We start from the raw sequence: 16,299 nt of genomic DNA on the forward strand, positions 1-16,299 counted from the left end.
ACCATAGCGCGATCTCGCTCCGCGCCGCCAACGAAGCCATTTCAAGCAGGCGAGTTTTTGATATGCGATTTGTGCCAATTATTGCCGTGCTTGGAACTGCATGCGGCCTTGCCGCGGTCTTCGCCGCGGAGCCGGCCGTCATCGCCGGCGCCGCCGGGAGCGCGGCAGACACGGCGGCTCACGCCTACGACTCGACGAAACGGCTGCTCGTGCCCGGCGGGCGCGAAGCTTCGGCCTTCGGGTCGGATGCGCCGATGTTCCGCTATGCCGCGATCCAGCGCGGCAGCATCGAGCAGACCGTCACCGTCACCGGCGCGCTGCAGCCGGTCAAGACGATCGAGGTCGGTTCCCAGCTGTCCGGGCAGCTCGCCCGGGTCTATGTCGACTTCAACGACACCGTCGCCAAGGACCAGCCGCTCGCCCTGATCGATCCGCGCAGCTTCGCGGCCAAGGTCGACGAAGCCAGGGCTTCCCTGGCGGTCGCCAATTCCCTGGTCGACATCGCGCGCGCCAAGCTCGATCGCGCCAGGATCGATCTGCAGAACGCCAGGGGCAGCCGGGACGTGCTCGCCGCCAAGCTCGAGAGCGCGCAAGCCGTCAAGGCCTCGGCGCAGAGGACCCTGCAGCGCAAGCTGGCGCTGCAGTCGCAGAACGTGGTGGCGACGACGACGGTCGACGACGCGCAGACCGAGTTCACGGCACGGCTGGCCCAGGAGCGCGAGGCCGAGGTCCTGATGTCGCTCAATTCCTACTCCGTGGACGGCGCGCAGGCCGACGTCCGCCGGATCGAGGCCGAGCTGCAACAGGCCCGAATGGCGGTGCCGGAGAAGGCGGCCGTTCTCGCCGCGGCTCAGGCCGATCTCGACCGCACCGTGATCCGCTCGCCGATCGACGGCGTCGTCGTCGGCAGGTTCGTCAACGAGGGCCAGACGCTCGCGGTCGGCCTGGAGTCGCGCACCACCTTCGTGGTCGCCCACCGGCTGGAAGACATGGAGATTCACGCCCAGGTCGACGAGGCCGATATCGGCCGCATCGCCTCCGGCCAGCGCGCCCATTTCACGGTGGATGCCTACCCCGACCGCCGCTTCGAGGCCGTGGTGCGGCAGGTGCGCAAGGCGCCGCAGAACCAGCAGCACGTCGTCACCTACACCGTCGTGCTGTCGACCTCCAACCTCGACGGCGCGCTGCTGCCCGGCATGACTGCCCTGGTGAAGATCGTGATCGAGCGGCAGGACGACGTGCTGAAGGTGCCGCTCGCCGCGCTGCGTTTCCAGCCGTCCGGCACACGTCCGGACCCGACCACCGCGCACAGCGGCGTGTGGGTGCGCACCGCCGGCGGCTCGCTCCGGCGTATTGCGGTGACGGTCGGCGCCTCCGGCACCGAACAGGTCGCACTCAAGAGCGGCGACCTCGTCGAAGGCAGCCAGGTCGCCGTCGGCCAGGCCATCCGGCCGGCAGGCATGGAGTTTCTCGGAATCAGGTTCGGATCATGACCGCCCCCCTGCCCCTCATCAGTCTCCGGTCCGTATCCAGGACCTATCGCACCGACGGGGTCGCAGTGGCCGCGGTGCGCAACGTCAGCTTCGACATCGCACAGGGCGAGATCGTCGCAGTGATGGGACCGTCGGGCTCCGGCAAGTCGACGCTGATGAACATGATCGGGCTGCTCGACCTGCCGAGCGAAGGCGAGGTCCATCTCGAGGGAGCCAATGTCGCCGGGCTCTCGGAAGATCGCCGGTCGTCCCTGCGCGCCCGCAGCATCGGCTTCGTGTTCCAGTCCTACAATCTGCTCGCACGCCATAATGCGATCGAGAACGTCGCACTGCCGCTGGTCTATTGCGGCATCGGTCGCAAGGACCGCCTGGCGCGAGCCGAAGCGAGCCTTCAGGCCGTCGGCATGCTGCACCGGGCTCATCACTTTCCGCGGCAGCTCTCGGGCGGCGAGCAGCAGCGCGTCGCGATCGCGCGTGCACTGATCGCCTCCCCGCTGATCGTGCTCGCCGACGAGCCGACCGGCGCGCTCGACAGCCGCACCGGCGCCGAAATCCTGGCGCTGTTCGCCGCGCTCAACCGGACCGGCCAGACCATCGTGATGATCACGCACGACCCCGGCATCGCGACGCGGTGCCGGCGCACGATCCGCCTGCACGACGGCGAGCTCGTCAGCGACGAGACGGTGGCCCCGCTGCTGCCGAAACGGAGCGCTGTGTCATGACGATGCTCCAGGGCTTTCAGATCGCCCTGCACGCCTTGCGCCTCAATCCATTGCGCAGCTTCCTCACCATGCTCGGCATCGTGATCGGCGTCGCCTCGATCGTGACGGTGTTTGCGATCGGGTCCGGCGCGCAGCTTCGCCTCCAGGAGCAGATCCGCTCGATCGGCGCCAACGTGCTGATGATCACGCCGGGCGCGGTCTATCAGGGCGGCGTGCGCCTGAAGGACGGCAGCAAGCTGACGATGACCGAGAGCGACGTGCAGGCCATCATCGAGCAGATCCCGGAGATCCAGGCCGCGGCCGGCTCGATCGCCGGAACGGCGCAGGTCATCCACGAGAGCAAGAACTGGAATACGACCATCAACGGCACGACGACCGGTCACTTCATGGTGCGCGACTGGCAGCTCGCGGCCGGGCGCTATTTCTCCGGCACCGAAGAGACCGGTGCCGGCAAGGTCGTGATCCTCGGCAGCACCGTCGCGCGCGAGCTGTTCGCGCCCGGCGACGATCCGATCGGCGCGCAGATCAGGATCATGAAGGTGCCGCTCGAAGTCGTCGGCGTGCTCGATCGCAAGGGCCCGGCGCAGGACGACGTCGCTTTCGTCCCCCTCACCACGGCCAAGCTGCGCTTCCTTGGCAGCGCGAGCAACATCAACCGGGATTCGGTCGCCTACATCATCGCCAAGGTGGCCGCGGACAGTCAGATGGCGGGCGCGCGATCGGAGATCGAAAGCCTGCTGCGGCAGCGCCACCGCATCCCCGCCGGCCAGGAGGACGACTTCAAGGTCCAGGATCCGGCCGCCGCCATGGAAGCGCAGCAGGGCGCGATCCGCACCGTGGCGCTCCTGCTCGTCGCCATCGCCTCGGTCTCGCTGCTCGTCGGCGGCATCAGCATCATGAATGTCATGATCGTGTCGGTTACGGAGCGCACGCGGGAGATCGGAATCCGCCGCGCGCTTGGCGGCCGGATGCGGGACATCAGACTCCAGTTCCTCTGCGAGGCACTCGTCCTCTGCCTGCTCGGCGGCGCCATCGGGGTTGCCGGCGGCATCACACTCTCGATGACCGTCGCCCGTATGGCCGGATGGATCACCTCGATCGACGGCGAAGCGATCGGCCTTGCCCTCGTCTTCTCGATCGCGACCGGCCTGATCTTCGGTTTCTACCCCGCCCACAAGGCATCCAGGCTGAGCCCGATCGAGGCGCTCAAGACGGAGTGAGAAGATGCCGGGGGGCGGCCACGTCAACCAGAAGACCAGGGAGGAGCCAGTCATGAGCCCGGATCCGAAGGATTCGATTACACCGACGCCGCGCGAGCGTGAGCTGATGATGCTGATCGCGCGGGGCATGCAGAACAAGAACATCGCCTACGAGCTCAGGATCTCGGAGAACACGGTGCGGGCGCATATCGGCAACATCATGCGTAAATACCGTCTCCAGAACCGGACCCAGATCGCGATCATCTATGCACTCAAGACGGCCCCGCTTTCGCTGCGGCGCGATCGGACCAGGAGCGGAGCCGACCCGGCGTCCGTCAAGCCGGCACAGGCCCTCGCGCAGACTCCGCGGGTGACGACCGCGCCGGAATAAGTGTCCCGGCCACAACCCCTTGTGCACCCCGTCGGGCAAAACACCCAAGACCGGGGTCAAGCGACCGGCATCGAAATAATTCTGTTTATTAGAATTCGGATTTTTGTTAGACATTATTCACTCCGGCCCAAGGAAGAGGGGCGTATCGCGATCGTCACGACACGCGGGCCGGGCAGCGGTGGACGCAGGCTTCACTGGCGCGAAGGCTTCGCAGGGCGGAGAGCCGTGAGCGAAAAGCGTCGCGCGCACGACCGGTGCAGCTTGCGTACGGCAAAATCGTGTGGTCCTGACGCCCCGGGTCTGTGCGTCAAGTCTTGCGGTGATGTTGCGGCCCGACCGGGTACGCGCATCAGCCATCCGCAGGGCGACGGGGGCAATAGTGCATCGCTCCCCGGGGAGCTCACGACATAAGCCGTTCCAACCATCCGCGCAGGGAAGGCCGGGATGTCTCCGGTTGCCCTGTTTCCCGCTGTGCATTGTAGCGCAACCTGCTCTTGGCATAGCGGTCAATGGGAGCCAGCCGGCTCCCGGCCTTCCCTGCGCCCTCTTTCCTTGATGAGGGTGAAGTGACAAAGCAGAACTCGGGCGAAACAAGCCGCGAGGATGCGGAGGTGTGTCTGCGGGGTTGTAGGATGGGTAGAGCGAAGCGAAACCCATCACCTTTCGTCTACGGGGAAGCATGATGGGTTTCGCAAGTGCTCTACCCATCCTACGAGCTGCGTCGCGTCCGGGACACGAGGGTGTTGCCGTCCCCCTCCCCATCCCTCTTGCACTAGTAACAGGCCTTGTAACAAAACTGTCATCCAGCAAAACTAAACGATGGCAGGGCCGCGGTCGCGGCCTTGCCGCCTCACCGTTAGGAGAGATTTGATGCGCCGTTCACTGGTGTTGCTGTCCGCCGGACTGACAGTGCTGTCCACCGGACTTTCCGCTGGACTTGCCTCCGCCCAAAACAACACCCCCCGCAACCTCATCCTGTTCATCCCGGACGGGCTGCGCGCGCTGAAGGTCACCCCTGAAACGGCGCCCGCGATGGCCGAGGTCCGCGACAAGGGCGTCAACTTCAAGAACCCGCATTCCCTCTTCCCGACCTTCACCATGGCCAACGGCTCGGCGATGTCGACCGGCCATTATCTCGGTGACACCGGCGTGTTCTCCAACACGATCTGGACCAACTACACCTCCGTCCCCGCCGGTGACACCGTGGTTCCCTTCATCGAGAACGACGCCGTGCTCGGCGACATCGACGAGCATTTCAAGGGCGACTATCTCAACGAAGAGACCATTCTGAAAATGGCCCGCGACAAGGGGCTGAGCACGGCGGCGATCGGCAAGGTCGGCCCGACCTACCAGTTCGACCACACCGACAAGCCCGAGAAGCCCGGCCTGCATTCGGTCGTGTTCGACGACTCAACCGGCGGCAAGAACGGCGTGGCGCTGTCGGACGAGGTGAAGGCGGCGCTGACCAAGGCCGGCCTGCCCCTTGCGACGCCCCCGCGCGGCGACAACAGCAAGGCCGGCGATGCCAAGACGCCCGGCACCACCGTCGCCAACGTCGCGCAGCAGGCCTATTTCGCCGACGTCGCCGCCAAGGTGGTGCTGCCGATGTTCAAGGCGCGCAACAAGCCGTTCGTCCTGGTGTTCTGGTCGCGCGACCCTGACGGCAGCCAGCACAACACCGGCGACAGCCTCAACCAGATCATGCCCGGCATCAACGGGCCGACCTCGATGGCCGGCATCAGGAACGCCGACAACAACCTCGCCCAGCTCCGCAAGGCGCTCGACGAGCTCGGGCTCGCCGCCTCGACCAACATCATCATCTCGGCCGACCACGGCTTCTCGACGATCTCCAAGGAGAGCAAGACCAGCCCGTCGGCCAAGGTCAGCTATGACGACACGCCGAAGGACTTCTTGCCGATGGGCTTCCTGGCGCTCGACCTTGCCAAAGCGCTCGAGCTGCCGCTGTTCGACCCCAACGACAAGAATGCGAAGGTCGAGGGCAACAAGCATCCCAAGGCCGGCAACGGCGTGCTCGGCAAGGATCCGGAGAAGCCCGACCTCGTCGTCGCCACCAATGGCGGCTCGGACCTGGTCTACCTGCCGAGCAAGGACAAGAAGCTCGCGGCGAAAACGATCAAGGCCCTGCTCGAGCAGGATTACGTCTCCGGCCTGTTCGTCGAGGACTCGCTCGGCCGCTTCCCCGGCACGCTGCCGCTGTCGAGCCTCAACCTGCGCGGCAAGTCGGCGACGCCGACGCCGTCGATCGTCGTCAACTTCCGCTCCTATGCCAGCGATTGCGGCGAGGCGCCGACCAACTGCTCGGTGCAGGTCGCCGACACCGTGCTGCGCCAGGGCCAGGGCATGCATGGCAGCTTCAGCCGCGGCGACACCATGAACTTCATGGCCGCGATCGGACCGGATTTCAAAGCCGGCTATGTCAGCCTGATCCCGGTCAGCAATGCCGACGTCGGCATGACGGCCGCCCAGCTGATGGGCCTGCGCGGCGCACACAACGGCGGCCTGATCGGCCGCGTGATGTCGGAGGCCCTGCCCAACGGCATCGTGCCGAAGGCATTCAAGGGCGTCGAGAAGTCGAAGATGTCCGAGAACGGCCTTCAGACCGTGCTCAACCTCCAGCGCGTCGGCAGCCAGCGCTATTTCGACGCCGCCGGCTTCCCGGGCCGCACGCTCGGACTCGAGCCGGACGCCGGCAAACAAAAAACGGCGGGGAAATAACCCCGCCGCTTGTTCGCGTCTTCAAGAGACGCAAATTTACATGCCGATGTCGAACACGTTCGGCAATTGGCCCGCCAGAGGCAGCGCGGTGGCGCCCAGGAAGGTCGCCACCATCGCCATCAGGCGACGATTGTTCTGGCGCTTGCCGCGCATCTGGCCGGCGATCCACTCCAGCATCTCGCTGTTGACCTTGGAGGCATAGGACGGCGCCCAGCTCTCGATCTCGGTGTCGGCCGACAGCGCAACGCTGCGCGGCGGCACCTTCAGGCCCGAGGCGCTTGCGGCGTAGTGAGCCACGGCCTTGGCAAGCAGGTCGTCGAACCGGCCGCCGTCGGTGCGCTCGGTCGCGGCCTCGTTGATCTCGAACAGCGTCTCGGCTTCGGCGCGGCTGACCGGCTGGTCGTTGACGGCGGTGGCGGTCAGGATGCGCGTGCACCAGGCGGTGTCATCGGCATCGAGCGAGCGGGAGAAGTGCACCCGCCCCTTGGTGGTCGGGCCTTCGCCCGTGATCACGCCGTCGCGCACGATGGAGAGAGCATGAGCCGCGGTATCGCGGCAGGACGGTTCGAGGGACGGCGACTCAACAGACTTAGGCGCAGCGGCAGACATAGTTCACTTCCAGATTTCTTCTGACCGACCAGCATTTTCATGCGGGCGTAAAGGGGTGGTTAATGATTCGATACGGGGATCGCGACTTTTCTCAATGGTTGCCGATTAGTCGCTATGAGGACCATTTCGGTTCCGGAGAGCGTCGGGCGGGCGTGATGCGGGTCATAAAAGGCTTTATCGGGGCAATCGAGACCGTGAGGCCCCGGTGGAGATGTTTCGCCGCAGGTGCCGCTGTAACAGAAAAGTGCTAGGAGATCGGCTCTTCAGAGAAGGAATTCACATTTTACTTCAAGCGGTTCAGTCAACGTTCACTTAGCCTCGCCAAGCCCCTATACTGACGGCGACGGCCAGAGACAAATTCTCAAGCAAATTCAATGTGATGAGGTAGAACCATGACACTTCCGATCGGCACCACCGCCCCCGACTTCGAAGCTGAGACGACCGAAGGGAAGATCAAGTTCCACGATTGGATCGGCAACAGCTGGGCACTGCTGTTCTCGCACCCCAAGGACTTCACGCCGGTTTGTACGACCGAGCTCGGCGCACTGGCCAAGCTGAAGCCGGAATTCGACAAGCGCGGCGTCAAGCTGATGGGCCTCTCGGTCGATCCGGTCGATCGCCACGCGAAGTGGTCTGAGGACATCAAGGAGACGCAAGGGGCGGCTCCGAACTATCCGATGATCGGCGACACCGACTTCAACGTCTCCAAGCTCTACGAGATGCTGCCGGCCTCGACCTCGGGCGATCCCCTCACCCGCACGCCGGCCGACAACCAGACCGTCCGCAACGTCTTCATCATCGGGCCGGACAAGAAGATCAAGCTGGTGCTGGTCTATCCGATGACGACGGGGCGGAACTTCCAGGAGATCCTGCGCGTCGTCGACTCGCTCCAGCTCACCGCCAAGCACCGCGTCGCAACCCCGGCCGACTGGACGCAGGGCGAGGACGTCATCATCGCAGGCTCGGTCTCCAACGACGAGGCCAAGACGATCTACCCGCAGGGCTGGAAAGAGCCGAAGCCCTACATCCGGATCGTGCCGCAGCCGAAGTGACTTTTGGCGGTCGCGAATAGCGACCGCCAAAAGTCATCCCGGGATGGTCCGAAGGACCAGACCCGGGATCTCGAGATTCCGGGCTCGGTGCTGACGCCCCGCCCCGGAATGACCGCGTTGGAGCCCTACGCCGCGTGAACGCGCTCGAGGAAGCCGTCGACCTCGGCCTTCAGATGCAGGCTCTCGCCCGACAGCGCCTGCGCGGAGGCAAACATCCGGCTCGACGTCTCGCCGGTCTCGCTTGCGCCCTTGGCGGCGTGACGGACGTTGACGGCGACCTCGGCCGTACCCGAGACCGCGGCGCGAACGCTGGCCACGATGTTGTGGGTGGCGCTCTTCTGCTGCTCGACCGCAGCCGAGATCGAGCCGGCGATGCCACTGATGCGCTCGATGGTCTGGCTGATCGCCCTGATGGCGGCGACCGATTCCTCGGTCGCAAGCTGCATGCTGGCGATCTGGTTCGAGATCTCGTCGGTCGCCTTGGCGGTCTGGCCGGCGAGCGTCTTGACCTCCTGAGCCACGACCGCAAAGCCGCGGCCGGCATCGCCGGCACGCGCGGCTTCGATGGTGGCGTTCAGCGCCAGGAGGTTGGTCTGCTCGGCGATCGAGGTGATCAGCTTGACGACGTCTCCGATGCGCGTGCCCGCCTCGGAGAGCTGCGCGATGCGCTGGTCGGTGACCTCGGCCTGCCTCACCGCCTCGGCGGAGATCTCGTTCGATTCCTGCACTCTCCGGGTGATCTCGGAGATCGACTGGCTCAGCTCGTCGGAGGCTGACGCCGCCGAACGCACGTGCTCGGAGGCGTCCTCGGACGCCCCGGCCGACTGTGCGGACAGATCGGCGGTCGAGCGTGCGGTGTCGGTCAATTGCCGCGCCACCCGCTCGAACTCGCCTGACGACGTCAGCACCTTGTCGAGGATGCCGCCGACGCTGCCGCGGAACTGCTCGACGAAGTTGCGCAGGTCGGCCTTGCGCTGCTCGACTGCGGCAGCCGAAGCCGCCGCCTGCTCGCTGCGCATGCGGGCGCGCTCCAGCGAATTGCTCTTGAACACCGCGACGGTGCGGGCGATCTCGCCGATCTCGTCGGCGCGATCCTCGCAATCGATCTCGACATCGCTCTGGCCGTTCGCCAGCGCCGTGAGCGAGCGCGTGACCGAGGTCAGCGGCCGGGTGACACGGCGGACGATCAGCAGGGTGAGGATTAGAACCAGCAGCGCGGCGAACCCGGCGGCGGCGGCCATGCTCGAGATCGCCTGGGTCAGCATGCTCTCGAACTGGGCCATTGGGATGCCGACGTAGAGAATGCCGGCGACCTTCCCGGTCGCGTCCGCGACCGGGAAATAGGCGGTCATGAAGGACTTGCCGAACAGAACGGCCGGGCCCTTGTAGGCCTCGCCACGGCGCAAGCCGGCCTGCGCCGGATGATCGGCGGCAAGCTGGGTGCCGACGGCGCGGTCGCCATTCTCCTTCTTCACATTGGTCGAGCGACGGACGAACTGCCCGCTCGCCTCGTCGAACACGAACAGGGTTGCGTTGCCCCCGACATAGGACACCGCGCGGTCGACGATGGCGTGATCCCTAAATTCGGGCATCTTGGGTATCTCGGCGCGCGCGACCGCGCCATCCCGCACGGTGATCTTGGCGTCGGGCACGATCTCGGCAAAGGCCAGCGCCAGCGTGCGCAGATTGACCTCGATGTCGCGCAGCGCGCGGTCATTGAAGGCGTTGGTCAGCGACCAATAGCCGGCGCCAACCACGAGCGCCGTGTTTACGGCGATCAGCAGCACGGCGCACAGGACGGCCTTGGTGCCAAGTTTGAACTGCGGCAGGAACTTCGCCGTCGAAAGGCTGGACATGAATGGAATGACCCCCGTAATTCCTGCATAATCGTGCAAGGGGCTTACGGCCGCATTAACGGCGGTTCACGCCGCCCCATGCTTTACAAATTGTAAACGAGGACGCCCTGACCACACCAAGCGCGCCGCCTATCGTCGTCTGGTTCCGCGATGACCTCCGCCTGTCCGATCACCCCGCCCTCCATGCCGCCGCCAAGACCGGTGCGCCGGTGGTTTGCCTCTACGTACTCGACGACACAGCCGGCCGGGCACCCGGCGGCGCGGCGCGCTGGTGGCTGGCACAGTCGCTGCGGGCGCTCGGCGCCGAGATCGCAGCGCGGGGCGGATCGCTGATCCTGCGCAAGGGACCGGCGGCCGGGGTGATCCCCGAGGTGGCGCGCGAAAGCGGCGCCCGCGCCGTCTACTGGAACGGGATCGCGCAAGCGCCGCATCAAGCGATCGAGCGGCGGCTCGAAGCGGAGCTGGCAAAGCTCGGCGTGGACTCGCAAAACTTTCCGGGCGACCTCCTGGTCCCGCCCTCGGCGATCCGCAACAAGGAAGGCCGGGGCTTGCGCGTGTTCACGCCGTTCTGGCGGCGCGTGCTGTCGCTCGGCGATCCGCCAAAACCCCTGCCCGCGCCGAAGCAGCTGCGCCCGGGTCCAAAGATCGTGAGCGACAGGCTGGAGAGCTGGCAGCTCGCGCCGACCAAGCCCGATTGGGCGGGCGGCCTGCGCGAGCGCTGGACGCCGGGCGAAGCCTCGGCCCGCGCGCGCCTGCGCGACTTCCTCAAGACGATCGCGCGCGGCTATGCCGGCGACCGCGACCGCCCGGACCGGGTGGGCACGTCAGGCCTGTCGCCGCATTTGCGGTTCGGCGAGCTCAGCCCGCGGCAGGTCTGGCACGCCGCGCGCTTCGCCGCGGCCGAGGATGCGGCGCTCGGGCCCGGCATCGAGAAGTTCCTGAGCGAGCTCGGCTGGCGCGAATTCTGCCGCCACCTCCTCCACGACCACCCCGACCTCGCCACCGAAAACCTGCAAACGAACTTCGACGGCTTCCCCTGGAAGCGCGACACCAAGGCGCTCGCCGCCTGGCAGCGGGGCCGCACCGGCTACCCGATCGTCGATGCCGGCCTGCGCGAGCTCTGGTACACCGGCGTGATGCACAACCGGGTACGGATGGTGGTGGCGTCCTTCCTGGTCAAGCACCTCCTGATCGACTGGCGCGATGGCGAGGCCTGGTTCTGGGACACGCTGGTCGATGCGGATGCCGGCAGTAATCCCGCCAACTGGCAGTGGGTCGCGGGCTGCGGCGCCGATGCTGCGCCCTATTTCCGCGTGTTCAATCCGCAGCTGCAGGGCGAGAAGTTCGATCCCGATGGAACCTATGTCCGGCGCTGGGTGCCGGAGCTGCAAGGACTGCCGGCGAAGCTGATCCACCAGCCCTGGCAGGCGACGCCGATCGAGCTGGCGAGCGCCGGCGTCACGCTCGGCAAGACCTATCCGCAGCCGATCGTCGATCACGCCCGGGGACGCGAGCGTGCGCTCTCCGCCTACGCAAAGATCCGCAAAGGTTGAGGGTTGCTTTGACACAATTTTGAAACCCGCTATCGTCATCGCTCCATACAAACCGTGGGGGACGATATGGACGACGATAAGCCGATCACCGAACAGGCAATGGAGACGATCACCACCGCCGTGGATGCGACCAAGGACGCCGCAGTCACGGCCGTCAAGAAGGTCAGGAAAGCCGCCAAGAAGGTCGCGAAGAAAGTAGCGCCGAAGAAGGCTTCCAAGAAGAAGGCCAAGAAGACTTCGAAGAAGGCCGCAAAGAAGTCGTCGAAAAAGGCGGCCAAGAAGACCGCGAAGAAGGCCGTGAAGAAATCCGCGAAGAAGGCCGCCAAGAAGAAAAAGAAGGCCAAGAAGGCCAAGCGCTGATCGCGCTCCCGAGACCAGACACGAACAAGCCTCCGGGTGCGGACGCGCCCGGAGGCTTCGTCCCGCAACAGCCTATCCTCGCCGCTTGGCTGCGCGCCGCCCCGGATGATGGACCCCTCGCGGGTCGCGAAATTCGCTGCGATGGCCGCGCCGGTCCTCCATGGCAAAGCGCCGCCGTTTCTCGGGCGAGCCGAACTGCTTGATCACCCGCCTGCCGTTGACCTTCTTGATGACGTAGCCGCCCTCGGTCATCGAGAACGGCTCCTTCAGCGTTCCCTTGTGGTCGAACTTGGTGCCGCTCGGATGCTCGAACGGTTCGAACCAGGACGGATAGACGAAGTTCGACATTTCGAAGCCGCCGACGCGGAAGGAGTCCTCCTCGACGGCGTCGCAGACCTCATAGGCGTATTGCGTGTTCCTATTCTTGTCGGCCCAGAGATTGGCCATGGGGTCGAGCACCATCTCGAACAGCTCGTGCGAGGCCGCGACGCTGACGGGCTCCTCGCCCAGCGCCTTGACGAAGATCTTCGAGATCGGCTGGCCGCGATGCGTCAGCTCATGGCGCCCGAGCAGCCCCTCATGCGAGGCGTCGTCGAAATAGACGAGCTGCCAATCGGTGGGCTTCGGCCTTTTCGTGACATAAAGGTCGACCGGATAGCCCCACACCGGCAGGAAATGCTTGTCGTAACATTTCTGGAGCGCCGCGGTGAGCTGGCTCATCATGCGGCCGCTGATCGTTTCCTCCGCGTAGTTGATGCAGGCAATCCGGACCGGCTTCAGGGACCGGCCGAGCAGCGCACGTCTCGCCTTCTTCATGGAGGTCACCGCGTGAAAGGGAAGCTGAAATGCGGCCAGCCTAACACGGCGCGCCGCGCACGTCAGGGATGTATGCCGTCGCCTCGCCCCGTCAGCCTAGACGCGCCGGTTGACCACGAACACCGCGGCCGCGCACATCGCCATGCCGGCAATCGCCATCGCATCGAGCTTCTCGTCGAACAGTGCGTAAGCCATCAGCGCGGTCACGGCGGGCACGAGATAGAACAGGCTCGCGACCGACGTCGCCGCGGCGTGGCGGATCAGCCAGTACAACAGCCCGATCGATCCGATCGAGAGCGCTACAGTGAGCCAGGCGAGCGCGAGCACGAACTCCCGCGTCCAGTGCACCACGCGATCCTCGAACAGGAAGGCGCCGATCGCGAAGAAGACGGTGACGGCCACATATTGCACGAGATTGCCGGCGCGCCAGTCGATGTGGTTGCAGTAACGGCGCTGATAGAGCGTGCCGAGCGTTATGCTGATCAGCGAGACCACCGAGGCAAGCCAGCCGAGCCCGGCTTCGCCGGTCATGGGACGGTTGTGCAGGATCAGCACCACGCCGCCGAGGCCGAGCACGAGCCCCGCCCATTGCAACGGCGTCACCTTCTCGCCCAGCCAGCGGTTGGCGATGGTCGAGGTCAGGATCGGCTGCAGGCCCGGAATCAGTGCGGAGAGCCCGGCCGGAATCGAATGCGCGATCGCGATCGCGGTGCCGCCGAGATAGAAGCCATGGACGAGGATGCCGGCAACCGCGCTGTGCGCGATGCCAATACGGTCGGGCCATTTCGGCCGCGCAATGCCTGCGATGATCGCCATCAGGCCGACCACGATCGCCATGCGGATGGCGAGATAGGTCAAGGGATCGGCGTTGCTGATGACGTATTTGGTGCCGATGAATCCGGTGCTCCAGAGCAGGACGAACAGGATCGGCGCGGCGCGGGCGGTCAGGGCTTCTTGATTATGGTTCATTGCCGCCCTCATTGCCCCATGGGGGCCGATGCGGCAATGCGAATTTCTCGCCTAGCGATGCTGCGCTGCGACGAGCGGCAGCGGCTCGGATCAGCCGCTCACCATTCTTCCGGACAGGGGTCGATGATCTTCCAGAGCTCGACGCCGTTCTTGATCTTCTTCATGTCGGTGGTGAGCCCTCCATTGCGGCGGATCCAGTCCTTCACCGTGTCAGGATAGTAGGACATCAGGTCGGACGTCCCTTCCGAGCTGGTGACCTTGATGCCGAAGGTGAAGGCCTTGTCGTAATAGGCCTGATGGAAGCCGAGGCTGGCGCGCGGCGTCACGCAGATCTTGTTCATCGGCACGATGCCGAGCACGAGCGTGCAGGCCGAATTGCAGATGCCGTCGATGATGACGCGCTCGCCCTTCTCGCGGACCCGCTTGTACTTGGCCTTGTACTCCTCGACATAGCCGCCATGGTCGCGGGTGATGTGCAGCTCGGCCCGCGCCGGCGTGGCGGCGGCGAGGCAGAGCAACAGCAGGCTCAAAAGCGTGATGCGCATGGCGGCGGACGACGAAAGCCTTCAGGAATGGGACCGGCCTCGAAGGACCCCCAAAGGGCCGGCAACAGGATTCTAAACCGAATTCTCTTTGGTCATACTTGTGTGGGGAATTCGTTAAGCATCCCGAAAAGGCCAAAAATGGGCAGGGTCCGGCCGCACTTCCGGCAATTCTGTCACACCCACCCGGGAATCGGCGGGACTGGCCCCGTTTTCCGGCCGCCGGACAGGTGTCCTGGCGGCCTGAAATGGCTATAACCGGACGACCTATTCGCGCGGGTTCCGGAGAATCGAGATGAGCAAGTTGAAGCTTGTAGCCGCGGTTGCTGCCCTGTCGGCCGCAATCCTAGCCCCTGGTCTCGCGGAGGCGCGGGGACATCACCGGTACCACCGCTCCTACGTCAACCCGCTGCCCTACCCGATCAGCTATCTGCACAATTATGGCCCCGGCATCACCCCCGGCACCTTCGCCTATTACGACGGCCCCTCGACGAACCGCTGCTACCAGAGCGCGGCCGCCTATGTCGGCCAGGACCGCCGCCGGCACCCCTGCTTCTGAGGGGCGCCGGCGCGTCCGCTGCGGGCGTCCCTATCTGGCGGCGCCCGACAGCAGCAATTGCTTCTCGATCTCGTAGACCGGCAGCTTGACGAGGTCCTTGCCCACCTCGCCCTGAAGCGCCTTGCGCACGACGTCCGAATAATCGGCGCGGATCATGCCGAGCGCACGCGGCGAGGCCACCATGGTCAGGGCCGACGTTTCGCCCGAACTGACCGCGGCGTCGAGCCGGCTGGCTAGGCCGCGCAGAAAGGCGCGCTCGGCCTCATCGTGCCAATCGGTCTGCTCGACCGAGCTGCGCGCACCGCCGGCTGCGCCATGCAATCGGCCCGGCGCATCGCTCCCTTGTGCGCTCGTCGGGGGATTGGGCTGCTCGTGCACCTCCCTGGTGTGCAGGTTCGGAAACATCTCGTCGCCGAGGTTTTCCAGAATGAGCGCCTTGCGCCCGTCGCACACGACCAACCAGTCACCCTTGTCGATTCTCATCTTGTCCATTGCACAGCTCCAAGCAAACAGTGGGCCCCGGACCGATGCGGACGACCGGCCGAACGCGCTCCTCGTATTCCGCGAAGGACGGCCCACGGCGACAAGACTAGGGAGGATGCACCGAAGATGAATTGCGCAGGATCAAGGTTGGTGGCGATGTCCCGCGATGCGGCCGCGAGGCAAGCACGACATGGCCAGAAGCGCGGAGCTGCAGTAATCTGGCACAGCCGGATCAGGCCCGCGGCGGAGCGACTGAAGATTTGTTCATCAGCATTACATTTCGGTTCCGCCACAATTTGATCAGAACAACTTCGATATCCTGCATCGCGTAAGCGGAGGAAGACATTATGAATCTGAAGATTGGCCTCGTCGCCGCGTCCCTGTTCGGTGCCCTCGCGGCATCGCCGGCGGCGTCCGCCATGCCCATCGCGCCTGCACCTGCGGTCCCGCAGGTCTCCGACGTCGAGCAGGTCCGCATGGTCTGCGATGCTTGGGGGCGCTGTTTCTGGCGTCCGAACTATTATGGATATTACGGCCCGCGGCCGTACTACGGCCCCCGATATTATGGACCGCCGCGCTACTACGGCGGCTACGGCCCGCGCTATTATGGTTACGGCTATCGCCGCTGGTAACATTCGAAGGGGCCCTCGGGGCCCCTTCGCTTTTGCAAGATCGCGGATGGTCCACGCGCGCCTGTTCGGCCGGTCTGGAGCAATTCCAAAACTGATCTAGATCAAAGAGAAAAATTCGCCGCGCCGACATTCTGCGACGATGGCCGACCTGATTGTTTTTCGATGCCCCCAGACGGGCATGAATGTGCAGACGCATCTGGAGAAGCAGCAGATACCGGAGGGACGGAGCTTCGAGTCCTTCGTCTGCCCCGCCTGCACGCGCATCCATTTCATCGACCTCGCCTCCGGCCAACCGATGAACCGGGAACGTTGACGGTGACAATGATC

General features: G+C 65.2%; 17 protein-coding genes. 11 read left to right on the forward strand and 6 right to left on the reverse strand.

All coding sequences use genetic code 11. From position 1 onward, the window contains the following. Positions 1-62 precede the first annotated feature (62 nt). From WN73_RS25255 to WN73_RS25275, 5 genes are all read left to right on the forward strand, one after another. Positions 63-1,493, forward strand: coding sequence for an efflux RND transporter periplasmic adaptor subunit (locus WN73_RS25255; RefSeq protein WP_110116331.1), 1,431 nt, complete (start codon positions 63-65; stop codon positions 1,491-1,493). After that, positions 1,490-2,215: an ABC transporter ATP-binding protein gene (locus WN73_RS25260; protein WP_110116332.1), complete on the forward strand. Its 726-nt coding sequence runs from the start codon at positions 1,490-1,492 to the stop codon at positions 2,213-2,215. Before WN73_RS25255 ends, WN73_RS25260 begins: the two co-directional genes overlap by 4 nt. Further along, positions 2,212-3,435: an ABC transporter permease gene (locus WN73_RS25265; protein WP_011088060.1), complete on the forward strand. Its 1,224-nt coding sequence runs from the start codon at positions 2,212-2,214 to the stop codon at positions 3,433-3,435. The genes WN73_RS25260 and WN73_RS25265 overlap by 4 nt, the downstream gene beginning before the upstream one ends. Positions 3,436-3,487: 52 nt before the next feature. Then, on the forward strand, positions 3,488-3,805 hold the full coding sequence (locus WN73_RS25270) for a response regulator transcription factor (protein WP_028171440.1): 318 nt from the start codon (positions 3,488-3,490) through the stop codon (positions 3,803-3,805). 870 nt (positions 3,806-4,675) lie between these two features. Then, complete coding sequence (locus WN73_RS25275; protein WP_028171439.1) at positions 4,676-6,541, forward strand: alkaline phosphatase family protein; 1,866 nt, start codon at positions 4,676-4,678, stop codon at positions 6,539-6,541. A gap of 36 nt (positions 6,542-6,577) precedes the next feature. Here WN73_RS25275 and WN73_RS25280 read toward each other — a convergent pair whose 3' ends face one another. Beyond that, on the reverse strand, positions 6,578-7,150 hold the full coding sequence (locus tag WN73_RS25280; protein ID WP_028171438.1) for a hypothetical protein: 573 nt from the start codon (positions 7,148-7,150) through the stop codon (positions 6,578-6,580). Positions 7,151-7,542: 392 nt separating this feature from the next. Here WN73_RS25280 and WN73_RS25285 point away from each other — a divergent pair, with 392 nt between their 5' ends. Further along, positions 7,543-8,202 carry a peroxiredoxin gene (locus tag WN73_RS25285; RefSeq protein ID WP_011088064.1) on the forward strand — a complete coding sequence of 220 codons (660 nt, stop codon included), beginning with the start codon at positions 7,543-7,545 and terminating at the stop codon, positions 8,200-8,202. Between the two features lie 125 nt (positions 8,203-8,327). On the opposite strand, the gene WN73_RS25290 is transcribed toward WN73_RS25285, so the two are convergent. Next, positions 8,328-10,058: a methyl-accepting chemotaxis protein gene (locus tag WN73_RS25290; RefSeq protein ID WP_028171437.1), complete on the reverse strand. Its 1,731-nt coding sequence runs from the start codon at positions 10,056-10,058 to the stop codon at positions 8,328-8,330. A gap of 107 nt (positions 10,059-10,165) precedes the next feature. Between WN73_RS25290 and WN73_RS25295 the strand changes: the two genes are divergently transcribed. Both WN73_RS25295 and WN73_RS25300 read left to right on the forward strand, forming a co-directional pair. Next, positions 10,166-11,611, forward strand: a complete 1,446-nt coding sequence (locus WN73_RS25295) for a cryptochrome/photolyase family protein (RefSeq protein ID WP_039184721.1) — start codon at positions 10,166-10,168, stop codon at positions 11,609-11,611. Between the two features lie 66 nt (positions 11,612-11,677). Then, a complete protein-coding gene (locus WN73_RS25300) occupies positions 11,678-11,971 on the forward strand; it encodes a hypothetical protein (protein WP_028171435.1) in 294 nt (97 codons plus the stop codon). A gap of 72 nt (positions 11,972-12,043) precedes the next feature. Here the strand turns inward: WN73_RS25300 and WN73_RS25305 are convergent, their stop codons facing one another. The 3 genes from WN73_RS25305 to WN73_RS25315 form a co-directional block, all read right to left on the reverse strand. Further along, complete coding sequence (locus WN73_RS25305; protein WP_028171434.1) at positions 12,044-12,787, reverse strand: hypothetical protein; 744 nt, start codon at positions 12,785-12,787, stop codon at positions 12,044-12,046. 96 nt (positions 12,788-12,883) lie between these two features. Continuing rightward, complete coding sequence (locus tag WN73_RS25310; protein ID WP_028171433.1) at positions 12,884-13,756, reverse strand: DMT family transporter; 873 nt, start codon at positions 13,754-13,756, stop codon at positions 12,884-12,886. Between the two features lie 98 nt (positions 13,757-13,854). Continuing rightward, a complete protein-coding gene (locus WN73_RS25315; RefSeq protein ID WP_011088070.1) occupies positions 13,855-14,301 on the reverse strand; it encodes a hypothetical protein in 447 nt (148 codons plus the stop codon). Positions 14,302-14,593: 292 nt separating this feature from the next. Here WN73_RS25315 and WN73_RS25320 point away from each other — a divergent pair, with 292 nt between their 5' ends. Further along, entirely contained in the window at positions 14,594-14,857 is a 264-nt protein-coding gene (locus WN73_RS25320; RefSeq protein WP_028171432.1) for a hypothetical protein, read from the forward strand. 30 nt (positions 14,858-14,887) lie between these two features. Here the strand turns inward: WN73_RS25320 and WN73_RS25325 are convergent, their stop codons facing one another. Then, the gene (locus WN73_RS25325; RefSeq protein WP_028171431.1) at positions 14,888-15,349 is read right to left on the reverse strand and encodes a host attachment protein; all 462 of its coding nucleotides are present in this window, start codon (positions 15,347-15,349) and stop codon (positions 14,888-14,890) included. Between the two features lie 338 nt (positions 15,350-15,687). On the opposite strand from WN73_RS25325, the gene WN73_RS25330 reads away from it, so the two are divergent. Both WN73_RS25330 and WN73_RS25335 read left to right on the forward strand, forming a co-directional pair. Beyond that, positions 15,688-15,972 (forward strand): hypothetical protein, encoded by a 285-nt coding sequence (locus WN73_RS25330; protein ID WP_028171430.1) that lies wholly within the window; start codon positions 15,688-15,690, stop codon positions 15,970-15,972. Between the two features lie 139 nt (positions 15,973-16,111). Next, entirely contained in the window at positions 16,112-16,285 is a 174-nt protein-coding gene (locus tag WN73_RS25335) for a zinc ribbon domain-containing protein (RefSeq protein ID WP_011088072.1), read from the forward strand. The last annotated feature ends 14 nt before the right edge of the window (positions 16,286-16,299 follow it).

Source organism: Bradyrhizobium sp. CCBAU 45394, from assembly GCF_028128655.1.
GTDB lineage: Bacteria > Pseudomonadota > Alphaproteobacteria > Rhizobiales > Xanthobacteraceae > Bradyrhizobium > Bradyrhizobium diazoefficiens.

Coding starts and splice junctions, on each gene's coding strand:
- WN73_RS25310 (WP_028171433.1), bottom strand. CDS start 13,756: ATGAACCATAATCAAGAAGCCCTGACCGCCCGCGCCGCGCCGATCCTG.
- WN73_RS25255 (WP_110116331.1), top strand. CDS start 63: ATGCGATTTGTGCCAATTATTGCCGTGCTTGGAACTGCATGCGGCCTT.
- WN73_RS25270 (WP_028171440.1), top strand. CDS start 3,488: ATGAGCCCGGATCCGAAGGATTCGATTACACCGACGCCGCGCGAGCGT.
- WN73_RS25330 (WP_028171430.1), top strand. CDS start 15,688: ATGAATCTGAAGATTGGCCTCGTCGCCGCGTCCCTGTTCGGTGCCCTC.
- WN73_RS25265 (WP_011088060.1), top strand. CDS start 2,212: ATGACGATGCTCCAGGGCTTTCAGATCGCCCTGCACGCCTTGCGCCTC.
- WN73_RS25315 (WP_011088070.1), bottom strand. CDS start 14,301: ATGCGCATCACGCTTTTGAGCCTGCTGTTGCTCTGCCTCGCCGCCGCC.
- WN73_RS25260 (WP_110116332.1), top strand. CDS start 1,490: ATGACCGCCCCCCTGCCCCTCATCAGTCTCCGGTCCGTATCCAGGACC.
- WN73_RS25335 (WP_011088072.1), top strand. CDS start 16,112: ATGGCCGACCTGATTGTTTTTCGATGCCCCCAGACGGGCATGAATGTG.
- WN73_RS25290 (WP_028171437.1), bottom strand. CDS start 10,058: ATGTCCAGCCTTTCGACGGCGAAGTTCCTGCCGCAGTTCAAACTTGGC.
- WN73_RS25305 (WP_028171434.1), bottom strand. CDS start 12,787: ATGAAGAAGGCGAGACGTGCGCTGCTCGGCCGGTCCCTGAAGCCGGTC.
- WN73_RS25275 (WP_028171439.1), top strand. CDS start 4,676: ATGCGCCGTTCACTGGTGTTGCTGTCCGCCGGACTGACAGTGCTGTCC.
- WN73_RS25285 (WP_011088064.1), top strand. CDS start 7,543: ATGACACTTCCGATCGGCACCACCGCCCCCGACTTCGAAGCTGAGACG.
- WN73_RS25325 (WP_028171431.1), bottom strand. CDS start 15,349: ATGGACAAGATGAGAATCGACAAGGGTGACTGGTTGGTCGTGTGCGAC.
- WN73_RS25280 (WP_028171438.1), bottom strand. CDS start 7,150: ATGTCTGCCGCTGCGCCTAAGTCTGTTGAGTCGCCGTCCCTCGAACCG.
- WN73_RS25300 (WP_028171435.1), top strand. CDS start 11,678: ATGGACGACGATAAGCCGATCACCGAACAGGCAATGGAGACGATCACC.
- WN73_RS25320 (WP_028171432.1), top strand. CDS start 14,594: ATGAGCAAGTTGAAGCTTGTAGCCGCGGTTGCTGCCCTGTCGGCCGCA.